Below are 20496 nucleotides of genomic sequence, written 5' to 3'. Positions count from 1 at the left end.
GACCGACCGGGCCCTGCCCGGTCCCGTCCCCGGGTGGAGTTCAGGAATCGATCCTGGCGCGGACAGCGGCGTGCAGCTCACGCAGACCGGAGCGATCGGTGAGGACTTCGAGCACCCGGAAACCGGAAGCGGAACCCGCCAGTTCGGCGGCCAGCTCTTCCGGACCCACCTGCCGATGCGGGATCCGGTACGCCGCGCAGAGCGCGGAGAGGTCCATGCCGTGCGGAGTACCGAAAACCCGCTCGAATACACCGGCATACTGGGGATCGCCCTGTTCGAGGAGTTCGAAGATACCGCCGCCGTCGTCATTGGCGACCACGATGGTGAGGTCGTCGGGGCGGGGTTCACCGCGGCCGATCAACAGACCGGACGCATCGTGCAGGAAGGTGAGATCACCGATCAGGGCGATGGTCCGGCCGCGGTGGTGCAATGCGGCGCCGACCGCGGACGACACCGTGCCGTCGATACCGGCGACACCGCGGTTGGACAGCACTCGCACGCCCGGTTTAGGCGCCGCGACGAGCGCGGCGTCGCGGACCGGATTCGAGGCGCCCAGCAGCAGCTGATCGCCTTCCCGCAACGCATCGGTGATCACCGCGGCCACATGCAGTCCGGTGGGCTTGGGGTGGCGGTCCAGTTCGTCACGCACCACGGCGCGGGCCCGCCGGTCCAGTTCCCGGCAGCGCTCCAGCCACTGCGCGGTCGGTGCACCGCTGGTCACCGCCCGGGTACCGGTTCCGACCACATTGCCCGAGACATCGGGCCAGCGCGGACCGGTGGTCAGTGCGTACACCGTCACGTCGGGGTCGGCCAGGACCTTCGACACCTGACGGTGCAGGGTCGGGCGGCCGGTGATGATCGCCTGCCGCGGTTTCAGCAGCGGCAGCGCCAGCGGATGCAGCGCCGGGCCGTGCACGGGGGCGGTGGGTTCGGCCACGGTGGGCAGATCGGCGAGTTCGGCGCGCAGGCCGGCGCCGTGGCCGGAGATGACGACGGTATCCGGGGTGAGGTCGATATCGAGCGGGACGTCGAGGGTCGCGTACTGGGTCGCCGTCCACGGCTGGTCCACACCGCGCCCGGCGGGGGTGAATTCTGCACTGCCCGGCTCCGGGACCAGCGGTTCCCGCAGTGGGATATCGAAATGCACGGGACCCGCGTTACCCGAACGGGTGCCCCGCGCGGCGGCCAATACCCGGCACACCGCGGACCGCCACACGCTGTTCTGCCGTGGATACTCGGGGCCGGATTCGGCTTCGGCGAGGCCGAGGCTGATGGTCGCCCGGACCTGGCTGCCGAACAGGCCGAGTTGTTCGACCGTCTGATTCGCGCCGGTACCGAGCATTTCGTAGGGACGGTTGGCGCTGAGCACGATCAGCGGGACCCGGGCGTAATTGGCCTCCAGGACCGCCGGGCCGAGATTGGCGACCGCGGTGCCCGAGGTCATCACCACCGGTACCGGGGCTCCCGAGGCGACGGCCAGGCCGACCGCGAGGAATCCGGCGGTGCGTTCGTCGATGCGCATATGCAGCCGCAGCTGCCCTGCCGCGTCGGCCGCCTGCAGCGCGAAGGCCAGCGGGGCGTTACGCGAACCGGGGCACAGCACCACTTCCCGCACCCCACCGCGGGCGAGTTCGTCGACGACCACCCGGGCTTGCGCAGTTGACGGATTCACGACTCCAGACTGTCAGACCCCGGCGGCCGCGTCTGCGTCACCCTGCTCACATCGGCAAGGCCGCGCGCGGCGGCCCCCCGACTCCCGCTGCCCCCTGGAACTCCCCCGTTGGGGACCTCGTCGTCGAGGCCCCCACGGACCGCGCTGTGCGCGGCCGAATACGCTACGCGCGCAGCGCTATCCGGCGTGCTTCTGCACCAGGTCGCCCACGCGGGGCAGCGCCTCGATGACATTCTTCTTGGCCGAGGAACGCATCGAGTTGTACACCTTCTGCAGGGCGGGGCGGCTGGAGGCCGCGGCACGCGCATCGGTGACGGTCAGCAGGGCCTCGGCGACCTCGTCGCCCTTGGCGGCGAGCAGTTCGCCGAAGCTCCCGGCCGCACCGGTCTTGTACTCGTTCCAGTACGGCTCGAGCTGCTCCAGCAGTTTGGGGGCCAGTGACTCCAGGGCGTCGGGAACGATGGACGGGCTGATCTTCTTGACCGCCGCGTACCCACCCTTCACGGCCAGACCCGAGGCACCACCCTTATCGGAGACCTCGGCCTCCAGGACCTGGACGGCGTCGGCGAGGAAGGCCGGGCGCGTAGCCTCGTCAAGCAGTGATTCAGACAGTGCTGCAACCAATTTAAGGATCCTCCGGATCAGTACTCGTATGGACGGGCAACGCAACTATACGCATCGCCCGGACGAACGCATTTCCGCCCGTAACTGTCCACGGAGCAAGGAGGAATACTGGACGATCGACCGAACCAGGCACAGCGGTAAGCGATCCGAGACCGCCGGGGCCGACCGGACCCGCCCCGACCGGGCGACTCAGGGCTGCCAGGGCAGGAGCTGCACCATGAGGCCTTCGCTGTCGGCCAGCACGGTCCCCTCCTCATCCACCAGTTCGGCGCTGATGAAGGTTTTACGGCCCTCGATCCGCTCGACCCGGCCGCGCACTGTCAGTGGGGTGTCGAGCGGGGTCACCTTGCGGTAGTTCACGTGCAGGAAGGCAGTCCGGCTGATCGGCCGCCCGGCGTAGTGGACGGTCATTCCGAAGAGGTCGTCGAACAGCAACGGCAGGACACCGCCGTGCGCCGCCGAGTTACCGCCGAGATGGAACCGGCGGAACACGCCCTCCATCACGATGCCGTCGGGTCCGGCCGAAACCGTTTTCCAGGGCAGCAGGAGCAGGCTGCCGCGACCCGGCAGTTCGACGGCCCGGCCGGCGGGCCCCTGCTGTTCCGGCGCCCGATACGGTTCGAGCAGTTCGATCAGTGCATTCACCCGGTCACGGGCTTCGCGATAGACCTCGTCCGGGGCGTCGACCGATACCGTCAGGTCCTGCAGGGTACGCATACCCGCCACGAATTCCCCGTATTCCGGGCCGACCTCGGCCGGGGTGATCTTCGGAAATCCCCCGTGCCTCTCGTACCGATCCTCGTCGACAGCGGTTTCGTCGATCCTCGGTCGGGTCTGCTCGGTCATATAAGCACCGTAACCCGGGGTTTTACGGCGTCCAAACAATTCGGGCCAACTGTGGTGAAGTCAACGCGACACCGGCGGCCCCACCGCGCCTGATGTAATCACCCCCATGACGTTCAATCCGACGCTGTGGCGCGACGTGGCCGGGTTCGAGGGCCTGACCGATATCACCTACCACCGGCATATCGAACAGGGCACCGTCCGGATCGCGTTCGACCGTCCCGAAGTGCGCAACGCCTTCCGGCCGCATACGGTCGACGAACTCTACGCGGTACTCGACCACGCCCGCACCACCTCCGATGTCGGCGCGGTTTTGCTCACCGGTAACGGACCGAGCCCCAAGGACGGCGGCTGGGCCTTCTGCTCCGGCGGCGACCAGCGGATCCGCGGCCGCAGCGGGTATCAGTACGCCAGCGGCGACACCGCCGAAACGGTCGACAAGGCCCGCGCCGGGCGCCTGCACATCCTCGAGGTGCAGCGCCTCATCAGATTCATGCCCAAAGTGGTGATCGCCCTGGTCAACGGTTGGGCCGCCGGCGGTGGGCACAGCCTGCATGTGGTCTGCGACCTCACCCTGGCCAGCCGCGAACACGCCCGGTTCAAACAGACCGACGCCGACGTCGGCAGCTTCGACGGGGGCTATGGCAGCGCCTATCTGGCCAAACTGGTGGGCCAGAAATTCGCCCGCGAGATCTTCTTCCTCGGCCGCGCCTACACGGCCGAGGAAATGCACGCCATGGGCGCGGTGAACGCCGTCGTCGACCACGGCGAACTCGAGGACGTGGCCCTCGAATGGTCCGCGGCGATCAACGGGAAATCGCCCCAGGCGCAGCGCATGCTCAAATACGCGTTCAATCTTGCCGACGACGGACTGGTCGGCCAGCAACTTTTCGCCGGTGAGGCCACCCGGATGGCATATATGACCGACGAAGCCGTCGAAGGCCGCGACTCCTTCCTGGAGAAACGCGCCCCGGACTGGAGCCCCTACCCCTGGTATTTCTGACTCCGCGGCGCGCAAGGGTTTCGGGTCGGCCGGTGGCCCACTCGGGTACGCCGAGGTCCGGCGGCAATGGCCGGCCTACCCCTAGACTTGCCGGTGATGGACATCCTCAGCAGCCGGATAATCCTGCGCCCCCGCGACTACGCCACGACCCTGGCGTTCTATCGCGACTCACTGGGATTGGCGACCTTCCGGGAGTACCCGGGGGGCACGGTGTTCTTCGCCGGGCAGTCGCTGATCGAGGTCGCGGGCCACGGCGCGGCGGAAACCGACCCGCGGGGGTTCGCGGGGGCGATCTGGTTGCAGGTCCGTGACCTCGGGGCCGTCGCGGTCGAGTTGACGTTGCGTGGAGTCGCGATCGAGCGGGCCCCGGTGACCGAGCCCTGGGGGCTGATCGAAATGTGGTTGAAGGATCCGGACAGCGTGCCGATCGTGCTGGTCGAGATCCCGGAGGAGCATCCGCTACGGCGGGACAACCGCTGAGCGGGACCCGGCTCCGGTTTTCTACCGGGTTGCCAACCCATGGCCCACCACGCGACGATACGATCGGATGGCCGCCCGATCACCGACGCCCGGTGCGACCGCTTTCGTACCGTCCGACGAGTGAATCGCAGTTCCATGCCTGGCCCAGCCCCATACCGATATCCGGCTCCGGCGCCCTGCACCGGCAGCACCGGCCCCTGCTGTCCGCGGCCCTGCCGCCGTGACACCATCGCAGCCGTGAGCGAGTACACCATCGTTGTCCGGTTCACCGGGGACAAGGCGTGGCCGTGACGAAAACCTTGCGTACGCTGCCCATACCCACCGGCGGCGGAGTCAGCGATGTGCTCCCGCATCTGCGGCAGGTACTCGACGACAGCGGTTCGGCCGCCTGGCTGCCGGTACCCGCCAGTGATCGGCGCGAAGCCCGCCGGCTGGGTGATGCGCTCGCGCCCGGCGAACCGATCGACGACGATATCGCGCTGGTCGTCACCACCTCCGGGACGACGGGGGTGCCGAAGGGCGCCATGCTCACCGCGTCCGCGTTACGCGCCAGCGGCGACGCCACCCACGAGCGGCTCGGGGGCCCGGGCAGCTGGCTGCTGGCGCTGCCCACCCATCACATCGCCGGACTGCAGGTATTGCTGCGGTCGCTGCTGGCGGGCACGGAACCGACCGTGGTGGACGTCTCCGGCGGCTTCCTGCCCGAGGCCCTCACCGGAGCCATCACGAGTATGCGCGGGGAACGCCGCTACACCTCGCTGGTGCCGACCCAGCTGGTCAAGGTGCTCGACGCCCCCGACGCGACCGCGGCGCTGGCCGGACTGGACGCAGTACTGATCGGCGGCGCCGCGACCCCGCTGCCGCTCTACGAGAAGGCCCGCGCCGCCGGAATCAATATCGTCCGCACGTACGGGATGAGCGAGACCTGCGGCGGATGCGTATACGACGGTGTCCCGCTCCGCGGTGCCCGGGTACGCATCGAGGGCGGCCGTATCCTGCTCGGCGGCGATATGCTCGCCGCCGGCTACCGCAATATGCCCGATCACCCCGCCTTCGCCGAACCCGGCTGGTTCCGCACCGACGACGCGGGCGTTTTCACCGACGGTGTCCTGCAGGTTCAGGGCCGGTTGGACGAAGCGATCTCCACCGGCGGTCTGCTGGTCATACCGCAGGTCGTGGAGGCGGTCCTGGCAACCCATCCCGCGGTCTCCGAATGCGTGGTTCTCGGTTTACCGGACGAGCGCCTGGGGCAGCGGGTCGTGGTCGCGGTGGTTCCTGCACCGGGTGCCGCGCCCACGCTGGACGAACTCCGCGACCACGTGCTGACAGAACTGGATACCGCCGCCGCGCCCCGCGAACTCACCCTCGTCGACGATATCCCGTTGCTGGGTCCGGGGAAGCCGGATCGCGCCGAGCTCCGCAAATACCTGCTCGCGGGATCGGCGTCCTGAGCGGACCGGTTCCCGCACCGCGTACCGAGCCGAAACGCGACGGCCGGCACAGCCGGCCTTCCGCCGATCGCCGGCGGTTCACGGGCCGCCCACACGCGAACGGACCGTCGGCGACCTGGGCAGTACTTCGGCCGCCGGATCGACACCATCCGGAAGACGTGACTCCGCGCGGTCCCGGCGCCACGGGCTGTCCTGTTCCGGCGCCGGCTGGGCGTTGAGCAGACGCATGGTGGGTTCGCCGGGATGCGGGGCGCCGAGGCCGGACGGATGGGTCGTAGCCCCGTCCGGGCGTTGCCGTGCGTGCCCGCCGAGCCCGGGTGGGCGCCGCCAGGGGTCGCCGTTCTCCTGCCGTGGCGACTCCCGCCCAGCGGCTCGGGAGGAACGCAGCTCAGCGTTTCCGGCGTTTCAGGACTCCTCGTCGGCGTAGGCACCGTCGTAGTCGTCGCCCATCGGCACCGGGATGGACTGTTCGGCGATATCGGCGGGGTCGGCGTGCCAGACATCACGGGTGGCCCCCGGGGTTCTCACCGCCTCCTCCGGCACCGGGATATCGTCGGGGACCGAACGTGGGTCGATATCGGTGTACGGGGCGTCGTCGGGGTAGGCCGGTACGTCCTGTTCGGCACGGTCGGCCTCCGGTACCGCCTCGAACGCGCCGGGTTCGGCCGTCCGCGAAACCTTGCGCTCCGCCATAGTGGCTCCTCTCCTCCGTTATGGCCTCGCCGGGCGACTACCCGCCGAGTGGAAGATCAGTCCAACGCTCTCGACAATGCCCCCGTACAGCCGATCCGGCAAGTACCGTTCCGGCGGCATACCGGATCGCACCCGGCGCATCGGCTGCGTGACCGGCGGCCCGGTGGTCTGTGGATGCGCCCGGCCCGCCGGAGCGGATTAGGCTTCGGGAATGGCTACCGCAGCACAATGGATCGAGGGCGCCCGGCCCCGGACTCTGCCGAACGCGATCGCCCCCGTTCTCGCCGGAACCGGCGCCGCGGCCGCCATCGACGGTGCGGTCTGGTGGAAAGCACTGCTGGCGCTGGGGGTTTCGATGGCACTGATCATCGGGGTGAATTTCGCCAACGACTATTCCGACGGGATTCGCGGCACCGACGACGAACGCGTCGGCCCGCTGCGCCTGGTGGGTTCCGGCGTGGCCACCCCCGCCGCGGTACGCGGCGCGGCGGTCGCCAGTCTGGCCCTGGGCGCGGTATTGGGCCTGGTCCTGGCCGTGCTCTCGGCCTGGTGGCTGATTCTGATCGGTGCGGTCTGCCTGGCGGGCGCCTGGTTCTATACCGGCGGCAGCACACCGTACGGCTACCGCGGTTTCGGGGAAATCGCCGTTTTCGTGTTCTTCGGGCTCGTGGCGGTCCTCGGCACCCAGTTCGTCCAAGCCGAGCGGATCGACTGGGCTGGGGTTGCGCTCGCGGTGGGAGTCGGGGCTTTCTCCAGCGCGGTGCTGGTGGCGAACAACCTGCGCGATATCCCGACCGATACCGAAACCGGAAAAACCACCCTGGCCGTGAAGCTCGGCGATACCCGCACCCGCACGCTACATCTGGCGCTGCTGGCGGCGCCGTTCGTGATGACCCTGGTATTGGTGGCCCGCACCCCCTGGGCGCTGGCGGGACTGCTGGCGATCCCCCTGGCCATCCGCGCCAATGCCCCCGTCCGGACGGGCAAGGGCGGACTGGAACTGATCCCCGCGCTCCGCGATTCGGGTCTGGCCATGCTGGCCTGGTCGGTACTGAGCGCCCTCGCCCTGGGGTTCGGCGCCTGAGACTCAGTCGTCCGGCAGGATGATGCCGATCGCCCAGTTCACGATGGTGATGATGATCGCGCCCAGCAGCGCGGCCCAGAAACCGTCGATGCGCAGACCGTAATCGGTGGCCTCGGTGATCCACGCGGTGAGCCACAGCATCAGCGCGTTGATCACCAGCAGGAACAAGCCGAGGGTCACGATCACCAACGGCAACGACAACAGTTTCACGATCGGCTTCACGAAGGCGTTCACCAGTGTGAACACCACCGCTACCGCGAGCAGTACAACGATTTTCGCGCCGTTGCCCTGATCCGGGGGCGAAGCGATCTCGATTTTGCCGACCCACAACGCGGCCAGCCAGATGGCGAAAGCGGTCCCGATCAACCGGAGCACAAGCTGCATTCCCCATGCTAATCACAGGTGGGCTTGTTTTGCTGTGTTTATTTGCGGCGCCTTCGCCGCCGCGGGTTGCTGTGTCTTCGGCGGCGCCTGCGGCGCCGCGGGTTCAGGCCCCCTAGGTCCCTGCTGTCCGCACTCGACACTCGCGGCTTCGCCGCATCGCATCGAGCACGGACAGCAGGGACGGGCCGAAACGTCTCAGGGCCTCGCTGAACCCGGCGCCGCCGTTGGTTGCGTGGACATGCTCTTGACCAGACAACTCGCAACGGTTCGGGGCCCCTCGAGCCGCCACTCGTACGGAGTGTGGCGGCCGGCGACGTCCCCGCCAGACGTACGGGCCGGGCGGTTCAGGCTGCTCGGTCGAGGTGGGTGCAGACCTGCTCGCGTAGCCCGGTGAGTGCATCGGTACCGCCGAGGAGTTCGGTGGTGGCCGGGTTGGGGGCGCGCAGGATGGCGAGCAGGATATGCCCCGACTCGATGGTTTTGTCCTTGCGTGCCACAGCCTCCCGCAACGAGAGTTCCAGTGCTTTCTTGGCGTCACGACTGAATGGGATATGCCCGAACAGCTTGGGGTTGCGGGATTCCCGCGGCGGAATCGCGCGGTCGAGGGCGTCGGCGCCGAAGTTCGCGTCGAGGCTTTCGCGTACTGCATCGAGATCGATTCCGATGGAACGCAAGGCCTCGGCGTCTTCCGCGCCGAGCGGCTCGGCGCGGGCCGCGGTGGTGAGTTCGGTCAGTGCGGCGTCGTGGGCGATCCCGTTGCGTTCCAGCAGTGTGCGCAGGGCCGGTTCGGCCTCGTCCAGCAGACCGAGCAGCAGATGCTCGACGCGGATATCGGGCGAATGCAGGTCCCGGGCGTGTTCCTGGGCCGCGACGACCGTCGATCGGGCGCTTTCGGTGAATCTCTCGAACACTATCGGCTCCTGCCTTTCCGGTTGTACTTCTGATGGACCGCCTGTTTGCTGACCTCGAGTGCGTCGGCGATGGCCTGCCAGGACCAGCCCTGGTCCCGGGCGTTGCCGACCTGGATGGACTCGAGCCGGTCCAGCAGTCTGCGCAGCGCCAGCACCGCCCGTAACCCCACCGCGGGATCCGGGCTGCCCGCCGCCGCGGCCAGTGTGGTTGCTTCCGTCATGCGTCAATTTTGCTTGACGACCCACCCTGTGTCAACAAAAATTGACGACAGGCCGGTGCAATCGCCACGCAAGGGCCGTGCAAGACACACACGCAACCGTGGTGACCATGACGAATCACGAACCAGCGGCGCCGCTCGCCATCGAGGCGACGGGCCTGCTCAAGGAGTTCGGCACCCAGCGTGCCGTCCACGGAGTGAGCCTCGCGGCACCGCAGGGCTCCGTGTACGGGGTCCTGGTCAGCCGGACCAGTGGCCGGTCGCGACGAACTCCTCCAGCGCCGCCGTAGGGCCCGCCAGATCCCAGCCCTGAGCCGCGACCCATTCGTCGTCGTAGTACGTCCCCGCGTACCGTTCGCCGCCATCGCACAGCAGCGTCACCACGCTCCCGCCACGTCCGGCCGCCCGCATCTCCGCGATCAACGCGCAGGCACCCCAGAAGTTGGTGCCGGTCGAACCGCCGACCTTCCGGCCCAGGCCCGCACTCGCGAACCGGGCCGCGGCGATCGATGCGGGGTCGGGTACGTGGATCATCCGGTCCACCACCTCCGGGACGAACGAGGGCTCCATCCGGGGCCGCCCGATTCCTTCGATTCTGGAGGGTAGACCGGTCGTGTAGTCGCGGGCTCCTGTTTCGTAAGCGCCGTAGAACGCGGAGTTGTCCGGGTCGACAACGGCCAGCCGGGTCGTATGCCGGCGATAGCGCAGGTAGCGGCCGATGGTCGCACTGGTGCCGCCGGTACCGGCGCCGACGACTATCCATTCCGGGACGGGATCGGTCTCCAACCGCAACTGGTCGAAGATCGATTCGGCGATGTTGTTGTTGCCCCGCCAGTCGGTGGCGCGTTCGGCGTTGGTGAATTGATCGAGGTAGTGACCGCCGCATTCGGCTGCGAGCCGCGCAGCCTCGGTGTACATATCCGGGGGGCGTTCCACATAGTGACACCGTCCGCCCTGCGCTTCGATGAGGGCGATCTTCTGCGGTGAGGTGCGCGCCGGGACCACCGCCACGAAATCCAGCCCGAGCAGTTTGGCGAAGTACGCCTCACTCACCGCCGTCGACCCCGAGGAGGCCTCCACGATGGTGGTGCCCTCGGTGATCCAGCCGTTGCACAGGCCGTACAGGAACAGCGATCGCGCCAGCCGATGCTTCAGACTGCCGGTGATATGGGTCGATTCGTCCTTGAGGTACAGGCGGATATTCCAGTCCGGCGGCAGCGGATAGCGCAGCAGATGGGTATCGGCGCTGCGCTGCGCGTCGGCGTCGATCAGCCGCACGGCGTCATCGGCCCAGTCCCGCGGGTTACCGCGAGTGCAGGTTTTCACGCCGCACCGCCGGTACCGCCGGATTCCTCTCCCTCGGCCGCACCCTTCGGCGGCTTACCGGATTTGCCGCGGCCGGATTCTCCCGGTTCGGTACCGGCCGATCCGGCCGGCTCCGCTTCACCGCGCAGGCGGGCCCGCAGTTGCGCCTTGTCCCGGCGGCGGCGTTCGTCGACCGCGGCGATATCGGAGTTCACCTGCCCACGCAGTCCCTTGAACAGGGTGAGCGAAAGTGGCATGGCGATCACGATGGCGAACAGGATCGCCACGATCATCGGTACCTGCACCGATACCGCCCATGCACCGGCCATGATCACCGCGGTGAGTATCACGACCAGTACCAGCCGGGCCAGCGTGTAGAGCGCCAGGTTGCGGGCGAGTCGCCGACCGGGCGACGTACCGGGCTGCGGGGCGGTCGATTCCTCGGAAGGGTTCGCGTCACTCACCTGACCAGCGTAAGCGACCGGTTTACACCCGCCGCACGGGCACATCCGATTTGTCCATTACCTCCCCTTTACCAACAGTAGGTGGTTCGAACACCCGGGGGTCGCGGTGCCACTATGTCGGAATCCGATGAGAAAACGTGACGAAACAGAAAGGTTTGCCATGACCGCGATTGCCGTCGGGGCCCAGGAGAACCTGCTGACCCCCGGCCAGGTTGCCGCCCTGTTCCACGTAGACCCCAAGACCGTCACCCGCTGGGCACACGCGGGGCGGCTCGGCTCCCTGCGCACTCCGGGTGGCCATCGCCGGTTCCGCGAATCGGAGGTGATGCGATTGCTCGAATCGCTCACCACCGAGGCAACCGTGCAGGGCGCCTGATCCGGATTGCACCGCAACCGGAACGAGGTGGCTCGGCCGGCCGGCAGCGGCGCGGCCGAGTGCGACCCGTGGCAGTTCGTCCGGTGTGAGCCGCCCGCTGTGGGCGGCGGACTCACCCTCCGGCAGTTCCGGAGTTAACCTCGATAGAGGAGGTGAGCCACGTGATCTACGTGTTGGCACTCATCGCGATCGTGGTGATCGCGGTGCTGTGCTGGAAAGCATTCGGCCCCGCGGGCCCCGGATCGGCCCCGGGACCTACCCGTAAACGGGTGGTCGGCCCGGATGACGATCCCGAATTCCTCTGGCGTATCTCGCGCCCGCAGAAACATACGGACGGCGATTCGGATTCCACCGAGCATTGATTCCGTTCCGGGAAAAGATTCCCGGAACCATCCGTCCGGAGAGCCGATGACGCACGCCTAATCGGCGGTACTGTCCAATTGCGGTAAACCTTCGACTGCCCGCAATTTATCGGCGACTCCGGCCAAGCGGTCCAGCGCCTCGGCCGGTAGCCCGACAGCGGTCTGTACCAATCTCACGAGGGAATCCGGTTCGAGACCGCAGATGATCGCGGAGTTCGCAGTCTCGGATGTACAACAATCCACGTCGACGCCGGTATCCGAACTGATATTTTCCGAATCCACTGCCGCTCTCCTCACTGTTCGACGCGGCTGTAACCGCGTGGTGGAGGGGAAATGACCGTACACACCCCGATTTTCGCGAGATCCTCCGGGTTGTATGCAATTCAGCTGTTACCGACGAAACCATAGCAACTCGGCATTGCAGTGGAGTAACGATCATCGACACGGAAAAGCCGTGTCGAATGAAACGGTTCGAATCGTTACGGAAGTACCGGGGCGAATCAGGTCAGGCCGGAGTAGCTGTGCAACCCCGATACGACCAGATTGATGATGAACAGGTTGAACAGCATCGCCACGAAACCGGCCACATTGATCCACGCGGCTTTTGTATCCCGCCAGCCCGACGTGGCCCGGGCATGCAGATACGCGGCATACAAAACCCAGGCAATGAACGAGCAGGTTTCCTTCGGATCCCAGCCCCAGAACCGCCCCCAGGCCGCTTCTGCCCAGATCGCACCCAGGATGACGCCGGCGCCGAAGAGCGGGAAGCCGATGATCGTCGTCCGGTAGGCCAGCCGGTCGAGGGTGCGGGCATCGGGCAACCGGCGCGCCACGGCACCGAGCACACTGCCCGATTCCGCGCCCTCGGGCTGCCGTAGCCGGTACAGGAACAGCAGGCTGGCGATACCGGAAACCAGGAACACCCCGCTGCCGATACTGACGATCGTGACGTGCAACGGCAGCCAGAACGACCGCAGCGCCGGCACCACGGGCGCGGCGTCGGAATACAGCACGGTTCCCGCGAGGAACATCAGGATCAGCACCGGCACCAGCAGGAACGCCCACATACCGCGGTAGCGCGGATCACGCATGAACACGAGCCCCACGACCACGGCGGCCGCAGTCGCCATGGATACGAACTCGTACATATTGCCCAGCGGGAACCGGCCGGTGGCGAAACCACGCAGCACGATCGAGACGATCTGCAGCCCGGCCGCCACGAAGAGCACCGCGAAGGCAATATTGCCGAGGCGCTCGGACAGCGGCGTACGAGGCTCCTCGCTGATCTTGCCCGGGGTATCGCTGCCCGCGGCGACTCCACCGGCCGGCACCAGGTCCCGTTCGCTCACCTGGCGAGCCCGAGCGGAGGCGTACTGCACGATCAGCAGCAACAGCACCAGCGCGTACACAACGGTCGCCGTTTCATAAGCGAGGTCGCTGTAGCGTGCGAGAGTGTCGTCGATCGACATCATTGTTCTCCCGTGTTCGTACCGCGGTGCCTTGCGGGCACCGACGCCTGAGCTGCGTGGCGCGCCGACGTCCGCCGGGCCCGCGTTCACGTGTCGGACGTGTCCAGCAGGCGATGCCGCAGGCGATCGAATTCCCCGCCCCAGCCGGCCTGGTCGGTGCGGGCGAGCCCACCCATCTCTACTACGACGCGTCGTTGGTCCACGGTACCCTCCGGGATCACCCGCAACCAGACCCGCCTCCGGGTAATCAGCAGCGAGACCAGTAGACCGGCCATCATCACCACCGCGCTCACCAGTACCCACTGCTGAGCCGGATCGTGCGAGACCTGGATATTCGCGAACTCCTCGGCCCCGTCGAACCGGACCTCGGTGCCGCCCGGCAGGGTGGTCGATTCGCCGGGCCGCAGGTTCACCCGGGCCTCTTTGTCGAGCCGGCCCTGCCGCACCATTTCCTGATCGAGCGCGAAGATCGACTGAGGCCGGCCGGTATCCAGACCCGTATCACCGCGATAGATGTCCACCGCGACCGCCGGATCCGTCATCGCCGGATACGACGAGGTCAGCAGCTTCCCGTGAAAACTAGCGGTCGGCGCGAACAGGCCCTCGATCGCGATCTGGTTCTGCCGCCGCTCCGTATCGCTGGCATACATCCCGCCGGGCGGATCGATGCGCAGCACACCGCTGGACAGGAAGGTAGTGGCGTCGTTGGGCGCCCACTGCACCGTTTCGGTACGGGTCTCGCCGTTCGGGAACGTCACGGTGAAGGTGGGGGCGTACCCGTGTCCCTGCAAGTAGACGCGGTCGCCGCCGACCCGTAGCGGATGGTTGACCTTGATGGTCGTATCCCGCCAGGTATTCGCCGCCAGATCGTCGCCCGCCTGATACGCGATATCGGAGGTGAACATCTCGGCCTGACCGTTGTCGAGATAGTCGGCGCGGAAGTTCTTCACCTTGATACACATCGGGGTCATACCGGTGCCATCGTTGACATTGCCGGTGCGGAACGAATCGAAAACTGCCGGCGAGGTGGTGCAGAAACCCGGCCCGCCGTTGGCGATCACGATCACATTGCCCTCGTAGCCGAACAGTTTGCCCACCGCGATGGCCACCAGCAGCGCCACCAGCGCGAGATGGAAGACCAGATTGCCCAGTTCGCGCGTATAGCCCTTCTCCGCCGACAGCGTCACCTCGCCCTCGCGCTCCCCGGAACGGACCTCGGTGCGCCAGCCACGTAATCCGGCGCGTGCCCGGTCGGTGATCTCCTCCACGGTGCCGTCGACGACTACGCGATCGTGGTGCGGTAGCCGGGCCAGATTGCGCGGCACCCGCACCGGCGGGGTACGCAGGGCGCGGTAGTGGTCCACGGTGCGCGGCAGGATGCAGCCCACCAGCGAGATGAACAGCAGCACGTACACCGCGGTGAACCAGAAACTGGAGAACACATCGAACAGCTCGAACCGGTCCATCCATTTCCCGAGGACCGGACGGTCGGCGATGTACTCGTCGACCTTCTGTTCGTTCAGGCTCCGCTGCGGCAGCAGCGCACCGGGTATCGCGGCCAGGGCCAGCAGGAACAGCAGTACCAGCGCGGTACGCATACTGGTGAGCCCGCGCCAGGTGTTGCGCACGAATGCCCAGGCACGGCCCACCGGGGACTGCCGGGGCGGACGAGGGGTCGCCTCGGGTAGGTCGGTCACGGTCATATCGGCAACGTCACCTCTGCGACGAAACCGTCGCGCACCCAGCCGACGAACAGATCCCACGCCCCGGTCACGAGTGCCACCCCGACCGCGACGAGCAGCAGCCCGCCGACCACCTGAATGGTGCGGGTGTTGCGCCGCAACCAGCCCACCCCGCGCAGCGCACTCGCCGACCCGAACGCCAGCACCACGAACGGCAACCCGAGCCCGGCACAGTACGCGACGATCAGTGCGACCCCGCGCGCGGCGGTGGTGCCCTCGGTACCCGCGGCCACCGCCATCACACCGGACAGGGTCGGCCCCAGACACGGCGTCCAGCCGAGTGCGAACACCGCGCCGAGCAGCGGAGCACCGGCGACCCCGGCGAGCCGGCGGGGCGCCATCCGCGTATCGCGCTGCAATGCCGGGATGAGCCCGAGAAAGGCCAGGCCCATCACGATGGTGACCACACCGCCCAGCCGCTGCAGCAGCTCACGATTCACATTCAGCGTTTGGATGAGCCCGAAAACAGTGGCCGTGGCCAAGACGAACACCACGGTGAAACCGGCGACGAACAGCCCCGCCGCACCGGCCACCCGCAAACGCCCGGTATCCGGTGCGGGACCGGTTTTCTTGTGCCCCACGGTTTCGGTCAGTACCGCTGTGGAACCCGAACCGGTGGCAGCGGCGCGGTCACGACGGGCCTGCTCAACCGTGGCCGGCGGGGCCTGTGCGCCCACCAGACCGGCCAGATACGACAGATACCCAGGCACCAACGGGACTACGCACGGCGAGGCGAACGACACCAGGCCGGCCAGCAGACAGGCGCCGAGGGCCAACAGCAACGGCCCCGTGGCCGCCGTCTGCTGAAATGACTCCCCCACTCCTGCCAGCACAATCAACTCGAACTACGCTCCGGTTCCGCTTCGGGGTTGTTCGCCCGCCGATCACCCGCCCGGCCGGCCGGGGCGGTGGAACCACGCGCACCCGACGGCCGCGAATTCGCCACCTTCCGATCGCTACCGGTGGTTTCGGCCGGCTGTAGCTCCCAAGAGCCCAGCGACGATTTCACCAGCACCTCGGCGCGGACGCCGCGCGGCGGGCGGGTCGCCCCGTACCGGCGTACGCCTCGAGACCGCAAACTCCTCATGATGCTCCCTCCGCGGCGATGCGCTGCACCACCGGCATAAGATCCTCGGCAAGTAGGGCGCGCAAGAACACCGCCGCTACCCGGTGGTCCCGATCCAGCACCACCGTGGTGGGAACGACGCTGGTCGGGATGCCACCGAGCGCCAGCAATGTGCGCATCGGCGGGTCGTAGATCGACGGGTAACCGATGTTGTTGTCGGTGACGAAATCGCGAGCCTTGTCCCGATGGTTGTCGCGGACATTGATCCCGAGGAAAGCGACCCCGAGATCCTTGGTCTGCTCGTAGACCTGTTCGAGCGCGGGAGCCTCGGCACGGCACGGGCCGCACCACTGCCCCCAGATATTGAGCACGACCACCTGTCCGGGAAAATCGTCCACCGAAATCGTCTCGTCCTCGTCGGACATCAGATCCGGCCCGGAAAGGTCGCCGATGGTGCCGCGGGCAGACGGCGGATCGTAGAAAATTTCGGTCTGCCCACCGGGTGAAACGAATTCGAACGTGCCGCCGCCCGTGGCGACCGCGTCGGTCCCGGTCGAACAGGCCGGGACAAGTGCGAGACACATCAGCGCGGCGAGGGCCGGCAGCAGCCGGCCCCGGAGCGCCGAGGCGACCGTGTTCATGCGCCGTGCACCGTCGGATCCGAGCCACCGGCGGGCTCGGAGTAGACGATATCGACCAGGGTGTCGCCCCGGTAGACCAGCGATGTCAGCGACGCCAGACCGCACTGCCGACTGCGCGGATCATGCCACAGCCGCTGCCCCTGCAGGAACCGGCGCAGCGTCCACACCGGGAGCTGATGCGAAACCAGCACCGCTTCGTGCCCGGTCGACACCACCCGCGCCTTGTTCACCGCGGCGAGCATCCGGTGCGCGATCTGCAGATACGGTTCGCCCCATGACGGGGTGAACGGATCGCGCAGCTTCCACCAGTGCCGGGGTTTACGCAGGGCGCCGTCACCCACCGAGACCCGTAATCCCTCGAAGGTGTTGCCGGCTTCGATGAGGTTCTCGTCGGTACGCACGGTGAGCCCGTGCCGGCCCGCGATGGGTTCCGCGGTCTCCTGCGCGCGCTGCAACGGGGATGCGATGACCAGGGCGATATCGTGATCGGCCAGGGACCGCGCCACCGCGCCGGCCTGGGCACGTCCGGCCACCGACAGCCCGAATCCCGGCAGTCGCCCGTACAGGATGCCTCGGGGGTTGTGCACTTCGCCGTGGCGTAGCACGTGCACGATGGTTTCCACCGATTCGGCGTCGTCGGCGCCGGAGGTGGGTGGTTCGGCGGCGATCCCGCTGCCGGCCTCGGTAGCGGGCGACGCGGAGTCGATACGGTCGGGCCGGGCCGCCGCTTCGGCGGGGCCGGCGGAGACGCGCTCGGAATCGGATCGGCTCACGCTGATGTTCCTTGTCCATCGTGCATAAGCGAGGGCCCTGCGTGGTTACGCTGCGCTACCGCCTCCGGGCCCGACTCGCTCATGCGGCCGGATGTGGCAGCGGCGGCCGCTGCCGCGGCGGCGGGTAGCGCGGCGGCTATCCGATCGAAGGCGTCGTCGTCGAGGGCCGCGGAGACGAACCAGGCCTCGAAATTGCTGGGTGGGGCGTACACCCCGCCGTCCAGCAATCCGTGGAAGAAGGCCGGATACCGCCAGGTCTGGCTCGCCTTGGCGGCGGCATAGTCGAGGACCGGAGTTTCGGCGAAGAACACGCTCACCATATTGCCTGCGAACTGCACCTGGTGCGCGACCCCCGCGCCGGTGAGGGCCTCGGTGAGCAGAATGCCGAGCCGTTCGCTGTTGCGGTCCAGGGCCGCGTACACCTGTTCGTCGGCGGCACGCAGCGTTGCCAGCCCGGCGGCCACCGCCACCGGATTCCCGGACAGGGTGCCGGCCTGGTACACCGGGCCGAGTGGGGCGAGCCGGTCCATCACCTCGGCCCGGCCGCCGAAGGCGGCGGCGGGGAGTCCGCCGCTCATCACCTTTCCGTAGGTGTAGAGATCGGCCGCCACGGATTCGATCCCGTACCAGCCGGCACTGCTCACCCGGAAGCCGGTCATCACCTCGTCCATGATGAGCAGCGCGCCGTTGTCGGCGGTGATCCGGCGCAGTCCGGCATTGAAATCGGGTAGCGGCGCCACTGCGCCCATGTTCCCGGCGGCGGCCTCGGTGATCACGGCGGCGATCTCACCGGGATGCTGTTCGAAGGCCGTGCGCACGGCGTCCAGATCGTTGTAGGGCAGCACGATGGTATCCGCGGCCTGGGCACCGGTGACGCCGGGCGAAGTCGGCAGCCCGAACGTCGCGACCCCGGACCCCGCGTCCGCGAGCAGCGCATCGACATGGCCGTGATAGCAGCCGGCGAACTTGATGATCTTCGACCGGCCGGTGTAGCCGCGGGCCAGGCGCACCGCGCTCATGGTCGCCTCGGTTCCGGAGTTCACCAGGCGCACCTTCTGCACCGGAGCGACCCGTTCCACGATGAGTTCGGCGAGTTCCACCTCGCCGGCCGTGGGCGCGCCGAACGACAACCCGTCGCCGGCAACCGTGCGCACCGCCTCGACCACCGCGGGATGCGCATGCCCGAGGATCATCGGTCCCCAGGAGCACACCAGGTCGACATACTCGTTACCGTCCGCGTCGACCAGTAGGCAACCGCGGGCCGACGAGATGAACCTCGGCGTACCGCCCACCGAGCCGAAGGCCCGCACCGGGGAATTGACACCACCGGGGACAACCGCTTCGGCTCGCTGGAAAAGCTGACTGGAGGCCGGCACCGCCGTACCGGCCACGCGCAGAGAACTCACGGCCTCCAGTTTGGCAGCCCACCCCCGCGGCGTCGACGACAGGGTGCACGATGGGTGACCCACACCGCGCCCCGACACTTGCCACACCAAATACACCGGGGGTTCGCCCCGAGTGCGTACTGTTCTGTTCCGTCGTAACAACTCCGTGAATCACCGGCCGGGGAGGTCGTTTTGCGAATTGCCATCAGAGGTTCGGCGCTGGCCGCGGTCTCGGTCGCATGTGGTGTCCTGGCGACCGGATTCGGCGCGGGAACGGCCGCGGCGGCCGAACCGGTCGTGGATGCCGACAACGCGCGCGCCGGCCTACGGCTCAACCAGGCCGAAACCGCGGCACTGGCCGGTGGCCCGGTCCCGGCGCTGGTCGACCAGATCGTGCCGGCTTCCCGGATCGGCGCCGGCCTGCACAGCGGAACCCGCCTGTACCGCGACGAAAACGGCGGCGTACACGCTTCGCTGCGGCAGGTGATGCTGGAATCGGTCGACAACGGCGGTTCGGTGATCGTGTTCGTCCACGCCCCGGGCGCCCCGCACGGCCGCGTTTTCGATATCTACCAGCAGTGGGACTGACCCGGTCTACCGGCCGGCGGGACCGACCCGGCCTGCGCGAGCCCGCCCAAGGCGCAGGGTTCGAGCGGCGGCGTCGACAACGGCCAGTCCGGCGCCGGTCACCAGCACCCCCGCGAGGAAAAGCCACGGCGCGACGTAACGGGTCGCGGTGTAGGCCGGGTAGTCCGCCGTGGCGGGGAGGTCAGTGGTCTGCAGGCCCTGCGCCCAGCACAGAGCCGCCAACCCGATCGCGAGGACCGCTACCGCGAGATCGACGACCGGTACGACATGCGGACGGTTCACGGGTCTCCTCATCCAGTGCGACTTCTCGGTCCCGACAACGCCCCGCTACCGGCGAGCGCTGATCGGCAGGCGACCGCCGTTTCGCGATATCGCCCGGCCGCAACAACCGATGCTGCCCGTGCGCGGTTCGATAATCAATCGCCGCGAGTTGTGTCGCCGGCCGAACCGGTGCCGCCCCGGGCGATCGCCTCGGTCAGCGCGGTACGCAATGCCCGGTGATCCTTCGCCCAGGTGCGGACCAATTCGCCGTCGGTGCGCCGCAGGCCCACGGCGGTGCGTCGGCGCGGCACACCGGTCAGTTCCCCCAGTGCTCGGCCGTCCTCCCAGGGATCGTCCGAATCGGCCGGAAGAACCGCGGCGATGGACCGTATGGGCGTCGTCTCCGCGCCGTTGCGCAGGAAACCGTCGGTTACCTCCACGCTCACGTGCGTGCGGGCCGCGTAGATCTGCAGTACCGCGAACGCGGTGATCAGCGCGGCGCAGAACAGTAATGCGAACCAGTGGGGAGTGACACCTGCGGCGAGTTCGGCGGCCAGCAGAAGCGCACAGATCAGCGGGCCGTAGGCCACCGCACGCCACCGGGCGCCCGGTTCGCTGAAGAGCACCTCTCCGGTATCGGCCGCGGTGCCGGATCGTTCAGACATACCGGCGCGAACGGGGAGCCGGGAACACGCGAATCA

26 protein-coding genes are annotated in these 20496 nt (G+C 67.9%); 7 read left to right on the top strand and 19 right to left on the bottom strand.

Annotated features, from left to right (window positions below; genetic code table 11):
• Positions 1-40: 40 nt before the first annotated feature.
• The 3 genes from menD to NFL01S_RS21660 all read right to left on the bottom strand — a co-directional run bounded on the left by menD (position 41) and on the right by NFL01S_RS21660 (position 3142).
• A complete protein-coding gene (menD, locus tag NFL01S_RS21670; RefSeq protein WP_062978024.1) occupies positions 41-1672 on the bottom strand; it encodes a 2-succinyl-5-enolpyruvyl-6-hydroxy-3-cyclohexene-1-carboxylic-acid synthase in 1632 nt (543 codons plus the stop codon).
• A 177-nt stretch (positions 1673-1849) separates the two neighbouring features.
• Complete coding sequence (locus NFL01S_RS21665; RefSeq protein WP_062978022.1) at positions 1850-2296, bottom strand: DUF6918 family protein; 447 nt, start codon at positions 2294-2296, stop codon at positions 1850-1852.
• Between the two features lie 189 nt (positions 2297-2485).
• Positions 2486-3142: a PaaI family thioesterase gene (locus NFL01S_RS21660; RefSeq protein ID WP_062978020.1), complete on the bottom strand. Its 657-nt coding sequence runs from the start codon at positions 3140-3142 to the stop codon at positions 2486-2488.
• A gap of 106 nt (positions 3143-3248) precedes the next feature.
• Between NFL01S_RS21660 and NFL01S_RS21655 the strand changes: the two genes are divergently transcribed.
• From NFL01S_RS21655 to menE, 3 genes are all read left to right on the top strand, one after another.
• Positions 3249-4142 (top strand): 1,4-dihydroxy-2-naphthoyl-CoA synthase, encoded by an 894-nt coding sequence (locus NFL01S_RS21655; protein WP_062978018.1) that lies wholly within the window; start codon positions 3249-3251, stop codon positions 4140-4142.
• A 96-nt stretch (positions 4143-4238) separates the two neighbouring features.
• Positions 4239-4622 (top strand): VOC family protein, encoded by a 384-nt coding sequence (locus NFL01S_RS21650; protein ID WP_062978016.1) that lies wholly within the window; start codon positions 4239-4241, stop codon positions 4620-4622.
• Between the two features lie 287 nt (positions 4623-4909).
• A complete protein-coding gene (gene menE / locus NFL01S_RS21645; RefSeq protein WP_062978210.1) occupies positions 4910-6073 on the top strand; it encodes an o-succinylbenzoate--CoA ligase in 1164 nt (387 codons plus the stop codon).
• Between the two features lie 405 nt (positions 6074-6478).
• Here menE and NFL01S_RS21640 read toward each other — a convergent pair whose 3' ends face one another.
• On the bottom strand, positions 6479-6766 hold the full coding sequence (locus NFL01S_RS21640; protein ID WP_062978014.1) for an Rv3202a family protein: 288 nt from the start codon (positions 6764-6766) through the stop codon (positions 6479-6481).
• Between the two features lie 211 nt (positions 6767-6977).
• On the opposite strand from NFL01S_RS21640, the gene NFL01S_RS21635 reads away from it, so the two are divergent.
• A complete protein-coding gene (locus NFL01S_RS21635; protein WP_062978012.1) occupies positions 6978-7850 on the top strand; it encodes a 1,4-dihydroxy-2-naphthoate polyprenyltransferase in 873 nt (290 codons plus the stop codon).
• Between the two features lie 3 nt (positions 7851-7853).
• Here NFL01S_RS21635 and NFL01S_RS21630 read toward each other — a convergent pair whose 3' ends face one another.
• The 5 genes from NFL01S_RS21630 to NFL01S_RS21610 all read right to left on the bottom strand — a co-directional run bounded on the left by NFL01S_RS21630 (position 7854) and on the right by NFL01S_RS21610 (position 11132).
• The gene (locus NFL01S_RS21630) at positions 7854-8234 is read right to left on the bottom strand and encodes a phage holin family protein (RefSeq protein ID WP_062978010.1); all 381 of its coding nucleotides are present in this window, start codon (positions 8232-8234) and stop codon (positions 7854-7856) included.
• Positions 8235-8578: 344 nt separating this feature from the next.
• Positions 8579-9145, bottom strand: coding sequence for a Clp protease N-terminal domain-containing protein (locus tag NFL01S_RS21625; protein WP_062978008.1), 567 nt, complete (start codon positions 9143-9145; stop codon positions 8579-8581).
• A complete protein-coding gene (locus tag NFL01S_RS21620) occupies positions 9145-9366 on the bottom strand; it encodes a hypothetical protein (RefSeq protein WP_033246989.1) in 222 nt (73 codons plus the stop codon). The genes NFL01S_RS21625 and NFL01S_RS21620 overlap by 1 nt, the downstream gene beginning before the upstream one ends.
• 237 nt (positions 9367-9603) lie before the next feature.
• Complete coding sequence (gene cds1, locus NFL01S_RS21615; protein WP_062978006.1) at positions 9604-10689, bottom strand: L-cysteine desulfhydrase Cds1; 1086 nt, start codon at positions 10687-10689, stop codon at positions 9604-9606.
• On the bottom strand, positions 10686-11132 hold the full coding sequence (locus NFL01S_RS21610) for a DUF4229 domain-containing protein (protein ID WP_063916006.1): 447 nt from the start codon (positions 11130-11132) through the stop codon (positions 10686-10688). Before NFL01S_RS21610 ends, cds1 begins: the two co-directional genes overlap by 4 nt.
• A gap of 160 nt (positions 11133-11292) precedes the next feature.
• On the opposite strand from NFL01S_RS21610, the gene NFL01S_RS21605 reads away from it, so the two are divergent.
• Together NFL01S_RS21605 and NFL01S_RS21600 are read left to right on the top strand one after the other, a co-directional pair.
• Positions 11293-11508 (top strand): BldC family transcriptional regulator, encoded by a 216-nt coding sequence (locus tag NFL01S_RS21605; protein WP_062978004.1) that lies wholly within the window; start codon positions 11293-11295, stop codon positions 11506-11508.
• 161 nt (positions 11509-11669) lie between these two features.
• Positions 11670-11870 (top strand): hypothetical protein, encoded by a 201-nt coding sequence (locus NFL01S_RS21600; protein ID WP_062978002.1) that lies wholly within the window; start codon positions 11670-11672, stop codon positions 11868-11870.
• A 57-nt stretch (positions 11871-11927) separates the two neighbouring features.
• Here NFL01S_RS21600 and NFL01S_RS21595 read toward each other — a convergent pair whose 3' ends face one another.
• From NFL01S_RS21595 to hemL, 8 genes are all read right to left on the bottom strand, one after another.
• A complete protein-coding gene (locus NFL01S_RS21595; RefSeq protein WP_033246995.1) occupies positions 11928-12152 on the bottom strand; it encodes a hypothetical protein in 225 nt (74 codons plus the stop codon).
• 218 nt (positions 12153-12370) lie between these two features.
• Positions 12371-13339 (bottom strand): c-type cytochrome biogenesis protein CcsB, encoded by a 969-nt coding sequence (ccsB, locus tag NFL01S_RS21590; protein WP_062978209.1) that lies wholly within the window; start codon positions 13337-13339, stop codon positions 12371-12373.
• A gap of 86 nt (positions 13340-13425) precedes the next feature.
• Positions 13426-15042 (bottom strand): cytochrome c biogenesis protein ResB, encoded by a 1617-nt coding sequence (gene resB, locus NFL01S_RS21585; protein WP_062978000.1) that lies wholly within the window; start codon positions 15040-15042, stop codon positions 13426-13428.
• Positions 15039-15920: a cytochrome c biogenesis CcdA family protein gene (locus tag NFL01S_RS21580; RefSeq protein WP_062977998.1), complete on the bottom strand. Its 882-nt coding sequence runs from the start codon at positions 15918-15920 to the stop codon at positions 15039-15041. Before NFL01S_RS21580 ends, resB begins: the two co-directional genes overlap by 4 nt.
• Positions 15917-16168 carry a hypothetical protein gene (locus NFL01S_RS21575; RefSeq protein WP_157116777.1) on the bottom strand — a complete coding sequence of 84 codons (252 nt, stop codon included), beginning with the start codon at positions 16166-16168 and terminating at the stop codon, positions 15917-15919. Before NFL01S_RS21575 ends, NFL01S_RS21580 begins: the two co-directional genes overlap by 4 nt.
• A complete protein-coding gene (locus NFL01S_RS21570) occupies positions 16165-16788 on the bottom strand; it encodes a TlpA disulfide reductase family protein (protein WP_062977994.1) in 624 nt (207 codons plus the stop codon). The genes NFL01S_RS21575 and NFL01S_RS21570 overlap by 4 nt, the downstream gene beginning before the upstream one ends.
• The gene (locus NFL01S_RS21565) at positions 16785-17456 is read right to left on the bottom strand and encodes a histidine phosphatase family protein (protein WP_062978208.1); all 672 of its coding nucleotides are present in this window, start codon (positions 17454-17456) and stop codon (positions 16785-16787) included. Before NFL01S_RS21565 ends, NFL01S_RS21570 begins: the two co-directional genes overlap by 4 nt.
• 101 nt (positions 17457-17557) lie before the next feature.
• A complete protein-coding gene (hemL, locus tag NFL01S_RS21560; RefSeq protein WP_371851838.1) occupies positions 17558-18967 on the bottom strand; it encodes a glutamate-1-semialdehyde 2,1-aminomutase in 1410 nt (469 codons plus the stop codon).
• Positions 18968-19138: 171 nt separating this feature from the next.
• Here hemL and NFL01S_RS21555 point away from each other — a divergent pair, with 171 nt between their 5' ends.
• Positions 19139-19534 carry a hypothetical protein gene (locus NFL01S_RS21555; protein ID WP_084493052.1) on the top strand — a complete coding sequence of 132 codons (396 nt, stop codon included), beginning with the start codon at positions 19139-19141 and terminating at the stop codon, positions 19532-19534.
• A gap of 6 nt (positions 19535-19540) precedes the next feature.
• Here the strand turns inward: NFL01S_RS21555 and NFL01S_RS21550 are convergent, their stop codons facing one another.
• Positions 19541-19816, bottom strand: coding sequence for a hypothetical protein (locus tag NFL01S_RS21550; RefSeq protein WP_062977992.1), 276 nt, complete (start codon positions 19814-19816; stop codon positions 19541-19543).
• Between the two features lie 134 nt (positions 19817-19950).
• Positions 19951-20460, bottom strand: a complete 510-nt coding sequence (gene mce1N / locus NFL01S_RS21545; RefSeq protein ID WP_062977990.1) for a transport-regulating membrane protein Mce1N — start codon at positions 20458-20460, stop codon at positions 19951-19953.
• Positions 20461-20496: the final 36 nt, after the last annotated feature.

Source organism: Nocardia flavorosea NBRC 108225, from assembly GCF_001613385.1.
In the GTDB taxonomy this organism is placed as follows: domain Bacteria; phylum Actinomycetota; class Actinomycetes; order Mycobacteriales; family Mycobacteriaceae; genus Nocardia; species Nocardia flavorosea.
Note: the sequence above shows the minus strand (reverse complement) of the source record. Positions and strands in the feature narration are given on the sequence as shown.